Raw genomic sequence first — 6,294 nt, 5'->3', positions numbered from 1 at the left:
GTCGCACAAAACGCTCCTCGCAATGACGGAGCAGAAGGTTGAGATTGCCACGTCATCCAACCTAAACCGGTTAGCCTCCTCGCAATCAGGTTGTGTCACAATTATTCTGTAAATTATTTACCCCCGCTTATGTTAATATTTTACAGTAATATTGGGAATAGATAACCAAAAACTGAAGATAAATGTACTGTGTCTTCCACTTTCAAGCTATTCTTGGTGAAATAAGGATTTGTGAAACAGTCTGAATGACATTTTTTTATATAAGTGTTTTCATCCTCATCTGAAAAAAAATGGCATGAGGGTCTATCTTACTGGAGTTCTTTTACCGATTGTAAGACATTTTCAGCCATGTATTCAAGCTGTCCTTGATTTAAGGGATACAAGGGGAGATGAGTAAAACAATGATTAAATACCTGTTCGGCATTAGGGCAGGCCTTCTCCCACTCTTCTTGATTATACCCTAATCTTTTCAAAATATTAAACTTATAGAGTGGTGCAAAGTGAGGAATATTGGTAACACCTCGTTCGTCTAATTTTTGCTTCAGAGTTTGGATATCTCCCTTTAATTTCTTTGGATCAATTTGGAGAAGGTAGAGGTGGTGAGTTGACTGAATCTCTTCAGTATCTAATAATTGGGGTATAATTGCTTCATTTTCTTTAAACCGTTTGGTCAAATATTCGGCGTTTCTTCTTCTCTCTGCGATAATATCATTAATACGACTCATCTGTTGAACCAAACCCAGTGCCTGAACTTCGGTTGATGAACAATTACCAGCAGCAAAAGGACCGTATTTACCTTCCATAGCAACTACATCATACAACCAATTCTTGATTTTTTTGCTAAGATCTAAGCCCAAGAAACGGCATTTCTTCAAGTCATCTCCAAAAGGAAGAGTTGAAACGACAATTCCTCCCTCTCCAAATGACGTTACATTTTTAACTTCGTGAAAACTAAAGGCTCCAAAATGCCCGATAGTACCAATCTTCTTTCCTTTATAGACAGAACCAAAGGCATGTGCAGCATCTTCTAAAACAATAATATCATGCTCTTTTGCTGATTCCATAATTGGATCCATGTCTACTGGCCAACCACCAATATGAACTGGGACAATGACTTTCGTTTTTTTAGTAATCTTTTTCGCCACATCGGTTGGGTCCAGGTTTATGGTTCGAGGATCGACATCGGCAAAGACAACTTTTGCTCCTACTGAGAGGGGATAGGATATGGTTGCCATAAAAGTGATAGCTGGCGCAATCACTTCGTCTCCAGGACCTAAGTTAGCATATTTATAGGCAATTTCAAAACCTGCAGTCGCATTGGTTATAAAGGTGGCATTATTAGTCTCTAAATACTCGTTGACTTTCTCTTCCAATAAGGAGACATTTTCACCTAAAGATAGTTTACCCGGTGCTTTTCCATGACGGGATAATTTCTGAATTGCTGCCTCGACTTCTTTTAAAGCATCATCGTATTCTTCATCATTTTTCATGATTAAAAATTTGATCAATGCGATAATATCAGAAGCATTATAATTTTCTCCAACTGCTGCCCAGGGCACTCGAGATGGTCCAGTATTGTAACGAAAATCTGAAGGTTTATTAGGCATTCGTTTCCTCCTTTTAGCTTTTAGGGGAAAGCCTCGGTTAATTCTTATATTAAGAACTTCCCCTCAGTTACTTTATATAGGTATAAATATTGGCATTATTATTCTATCTTTTTAAAAATGTATTTGTCAAACTAAATTTTTCATCTATTTAATTGGTTTATAATTCAATTATGACATATTTACATATATTTATGGTAATATTTTGGCTATTTATTTTCATTTTTGTTCTTTATTAAAATTTATTAGGTTTTTTTAACTAATTTTCAATTTTTTTGCCGGTAATGCCAAATATTTTGAGGATATTTAATATTTCTTTTCGTTTTTCTTTAAAAGAGGTCACTGGAAAGGTAGCAGCCAACTACAGGAAATGGGATGTAAAAAGGAAGGTGGAAAAGTATCTAGGCGAGGGGAATCTTAGATTTTCCCTCGAGTTCAATTTCAAAACATCAAACCTGAATCTTACTCAAGACTTTCACCCTCATCCTCACCTTCTCCCATCAAGGGAGAAGGGATTAAAGTGATGTTTCCATCTTCAGGTTTTGTTTTATAGCCGTGAGGATCTTATCTGACACCGCAGGCGTCATCCTGAGGCTTCGTATTTAGAAGCCGTGAGGATCTCATCTTTTATAGGTCTTTGCTATTAAAATACTTTAAATGATGGGATTCTCGCGTCGCATAATACGCTCCTCAGAATGACGGAGTGGATGGATGAGATTGCCACGTCATCCAACCAAAAAACAGTTGGGCTCCTCGCAATGACGGATTTAGATAACTATTTTCATTGTCGTCTGGCGCTGTTATAAAACATGAAGATCTATCCTGAATGCCCACGGGCATAATTAATCAAGCCATTTAAAAAATTTAAAAAACCTTGAGGGCGCAAATTTATTGCGCCCAATTTTATGATTTTTATCTGATACCACCGGGTTACATGGCAATCTATTTTTTATAATATTTATATACTTTCTCAAAAGCTGCTACCATTGCATCAACATGCCAATCTTCATAAACTGGATGGGTTGGAAAACAAAAGGTTCTTTCTTCGATCCATGCTGCATTTTCACAAATAATATTTCGATAATCAACTGATCGGACTTCAGCATATTCTTTGGATTTAAATGGGAACTTGGCTGTTCCAAAACCATTGTGTTCAATATAAGCCTTTTCTTTATACATTTGTGGCCAAAGCACTGGAGCAACCGGAACCCCTTCGGCTTCGATTGCTTCCCAAAATTCTTTAATAGTACAAGAAATGCGATCTAAATTGATAACTATAGGGAAAAGCCAGTAGGAAATAAACTTCCCTTCTTTCCCTTGTGGAGGAAGATATTGAATAGCCTCATGACCTTGTAAGGCTTTTAATAATTTGTCTCCAATCATGACTCGGCGGCTTTTATTCCACCCATCAAAACGTTCTAATTCACAGAGACCAATAATTGATTGAATTTCCGTCAATCGGTAGTTAAAACCAACTCGCTGATGAATATAGAATAATTTCTTTTCCAATTCTAATAACCGCAGCCTTTCTCTAACATCATAACCATGATCTCGGAATGAACGCGCTGCCCAGGCAATGTTTTCATCATTGGTAACCACCGCTCCTCCCTCGCCACCAGTTGTAAAATGCTTAGACTGGCAAAAACTGAAACATCCAGCGTGACCGATACTACCTACTTTTTTTCCTCGATATTCACTTCCGTGTGCTTGAGCACAATCCTCAATGACAAAAAGATTACGTTCTTTAGCAATAGCCATGATTTCGTCCATATCGCAGGGAATTCCGTAAAGATGAACGGGAATGATGGCTTTGGTTCGAGAGGTAATCTTTTCTTTAATTGAAGTTGGATCTATGGTATGAGTATCCTTTCTAACATCGGCAAAAACAGGAATAGCTCCAGCCTGGACAACACAAAAAGACGATGCGATAAATGAGTAGGAAGTAACTATAACTTCATCCCCCGGTCCAATATCACAGGCAGCTAAAGCGGTATGAAGAGCTGAGGTTCCGTTAGAGGTTGATATCCCATATTTACAATCACAATATTGAGCCCATTTTTCTTCAAATTCAACTCCCTTATGGCCAGTCCAATAATTTACCAACCCATTCTCAAGAGGAGCCAACGCTTCTTGTTTGGTTTTATCTGAAAAACTCGGCCACATAGGAAATTTCTCTTTAAAAATTGGTTCTCCACCCAACTTTGCCAATCGCTCAGACATGGAATCTCCTCCTTCAGAAAGGAATTATTTTTTTCTTATAAGTAAGTATATCCTTTTTTATTTGTTTTAGTCAATTAAATTATTTACTATTATGTATTTTTTTTGAATTATTTGCCTGCTTGAATGAATATTAATTTTCATGCTCAACAAATATATCCTTTTAATAACATATTTGATAGAATATTAATATTAAATGTTTATCATGTCAATTTGTTTTTTTCTTCTAAGTAAATAACATAAAACAAGGATAAAAAATGGAGAAGCGGAAATCTTTTGCCAAAAGTCACCATAAAGCGGCAATTAAAAGGTTAGTTTACGAAAACGGCTCCCTATCCCGTACTGAGATTCAACAAAAGACCGGCATTCGTCCAGCATCGATTACCCAACTCACTAGAGAATTAATTGAAGAAAATATTTTAATTGAAAAAGGTTTAGGGAATAATCAAAAAGGAAAAAAACAACGTCTTTTAACTTTAAATCCTAACGGGGGAACGGTTATCGGGATTGAGTTTGATCCCCAATCGATTCATGGCTTACTGATAGATTTAGAAAATAAAATAATCAGTGAGAAAAATTATACCCTCCCCGAAAAAGCTACAGGTAACCAATTCGTTGAACAATTAAAAAAAACTATACACCAACTTATTCATGCCGATCCAACTCACATGACACCATTACTGGGAATCGGCATTGCCGACCCCGGTTTAGTGGATCGAGAACAAGGTGTTTCATTGTTCTGCTCGCAAATTGCCGATTGGAGGGATGTTCCTCTTCGTCAGATTATGGAAAAGGAATTTCAACTCCCAATCTATGTTGAGGGCAACACCAATTGTAAACTATTAGCCGAAAGCCTTTTTGGCGCTGGTAGGAATTTTCAAAATCAGATTTATATTGACCTCTCTTATGGGATTGGTGCCAGTTTAATGACTCATGGTTCTTTTTACTATGGTGTACAGGGGTTAGCGGGAGAATTAGGACATATTCAATATGATAAAAGTGGTCCGATCTGCAGTTGTGGAAGCCACGGTTGCTTAGAAATGTTTGTTTCTTCTTCGGCAGTAATACGATCGATTAAAAATGCTATTCAGCACGGTGTCATCTCCCCCTATTTAGACCATATTCGTGAAAATACTGCTTTTTTATCAATCCATTCCTTTATAAAGGCAGCAAATGAAAATGATAAATTTTGTGCCAGCTTAGTCGAAGAAATGGGTCGAACTTTAGGTGAAGTCATTGCTAATGTAGTGAACTTACTCAACCCTGAAGCTATACTCATCGGTGGGGAACTTGCCGATCTCGGTGACCTGATCATCAACCCAGTAAAGGGAACAGTACGTCGTCAGTCCTTAGAATTAGCCACTCGGAATCTTGCTTTTAAAGTTGCTGAGATCAAAGATCGACCGGCGTCTCGTGGAGCGGCATCTTTGGTTCTTAATCAAGTATTCAAAGGAAACGAGCTTTTTTGACTTTCAGTTTGGTTGAATAAAACAAATACAAAAAAGGCATTAAAAAAGGGCGCTAATTTATTGCGCCCTTTTTTAAAATCAACCTGGCAACTTATTTTTTAAGCCATATGGATTTCAACATTATCAGCGACACCACCCAGGATAGTATAGGTCCCTGGAACAGTTTGTAAAAGAGAGGCTGGAACTAAAGTATTAACCGGACCATGGGCTGCTAAACGGGCAATAAAACGCTGCCAACTGACACCGCCTCCGAGATATCCATCTAACCAGAAACTCCGATCTTTTGCACCAACAATTTGGGCAGGACCAATTGTGTTGGCTTTGGGAGGAACCCAAGACCAGTCTCCGCTAAAGGAATGCAGAGCATTCTGCATGATGGTCATAGGATGGAGTTCAACACAACGAGGTCCTTGTTTTTTATACGCATCCAAGTCATTTCCAAATTCAAATCCTAAATGAGCTTCCCAAAAAGCAATATGACCACACCAACCTACACCACCATAACAACAGTCAGCACCACCTAAGTCCTCAATCATTTTCCCATAATCAGGAAGGGCATCTTTGGTAGGAAAGTGGATATTTTTTGAATCTGGTCGTAATTCCGGTTTTATCTTGTTAAAAAAGTTTTCCCACATGGCTTTTTGAAACGAACCTGGCCAATCAATTGGAGCAGTATTACCGTTTTCATCAGCATACTCGTCCATATTGAAGGTATGCACATTTTTCATTGAAAGGTTGAACTCATTGATCAAACGAGCAGCAATTTCGAATTGGGGAACGGGACCAACTGGAAGAATTAAAACTAACTTATCATTCATCTCGGCTGACTTTTTGATCCGGCTAACCAAATCCAATGCAAATTCAATATAAAATTGATTGGGATCCTCAATGACTTTGATCTTAAAATCTGGATTGTGGTGCTTGGTTATATCTCCCTTTTTGATTTTCCTAACCCGTTCACATTCCTTTACATCTTTAAAAGGAATAAAATCAGACAAACCATA

4 protein-coding genes are annotated in these 6,294 nt (G+C 37.8%); 1 reads left to right on the top strand and 3 read right to left on the bottom strand.

From position 1 onward, the window contains the following. Positions 1-308: 308 nt before the first annotated feature. Together PLK24_RS07055 and PLK24_RS07050 are read right to left on the bottom strand one after the other, a co-directional pair. Positions 309-1,607, bottom strand: a complete 1,299-nt coding sequence (locus PLK24_RS07055) for a DegT/DnrJ/EryC1/StrS family aminotransferase (protein ID WP_324477649.1) — start codon at positions 1,605-1,607, stop codon at positions 309-311. A 939-nt stretch (positions 1,608-2,546) separates the two neighbouring features. Beyond that, on the bottom strand, positions 2,547-3,824 hold the full coding sequence (locus tag PLK24_RS07050; protein ID WP_324477647.1) for a DegT/DnrJ/EryC1/StrS family aminotransferase: 1,278 nt from the start codon (positions 3,822-3,824) through the stop codon (positions 2,547-2,549). Between the two features lie 254 nt (positions 3,825-4,078). Here PLK24_RS07050 and PLK24_RS07045 point away from each other — a divergent pair, with 254 nt between their 5' ends. Beyond that, entirely contained in the window at positions 4,079-5,290 is a 1,212-nt protein-coding gene (locus PLK24_RS07045; protein ID WP_324477645.1) for an ROK family protein, read from the top strand. Positions 5,291-5,388: 98 nt separating this feature from the next. On the opposite strand, the gene PLK24_RS07040 is transcribed toward PLK24_RS07045, so the two are convergent. After that, positions 5,389-6,294, bottom strand: a 906-nt coding sequence (locus tag PLK24_RS07040) for a 6-phosphogluconolactonase (RefSeq protein WP_324477643.1), incomplete at its 5' end; no start/stop codon positions are given.

The sequence above is a fragment of the Atribacter sp. genome (genome assembly GCF_035418125.1).
Taxonomy (GTDB): Bacteria; Atribacterota; Atribacteria; order Atribacterales; family Atribacteraceae; genus Atribacter; species Atribacter allofermentans.
The sequence above is the reverse complement of the archived record's forward strand: the minus strand, read 5'-3'. Positions and strand labels throughout refer to the sequence as shown.

What these genes read in the sequence shown, in the direction of transcription:
- PLK24_RS07055 (WP_324477649.1), bottom strand. Translation starts at nt 1,607, where the DNA reads ATGCCTAATAAACCTTCAGATTTTCGTTACAATACTGGACCATCTCGA.
- PLK24_RS07050 (WP_324477647.1), bottom strand. Translation starts at nt 3,824, where the DNA reads ATGTCTGAGCGATTGGCAAAGTTGGGTGGAGAACCAATTTTTAAAGAG.
- PLK24_RS07045 (WP_324477645.1), top strand. Translation starts at nt 4,079, where the DNA reads ATGGAGAAGCGGAAATCTTTTGCCAAAAGTCACCATAAAGCGGCAATT.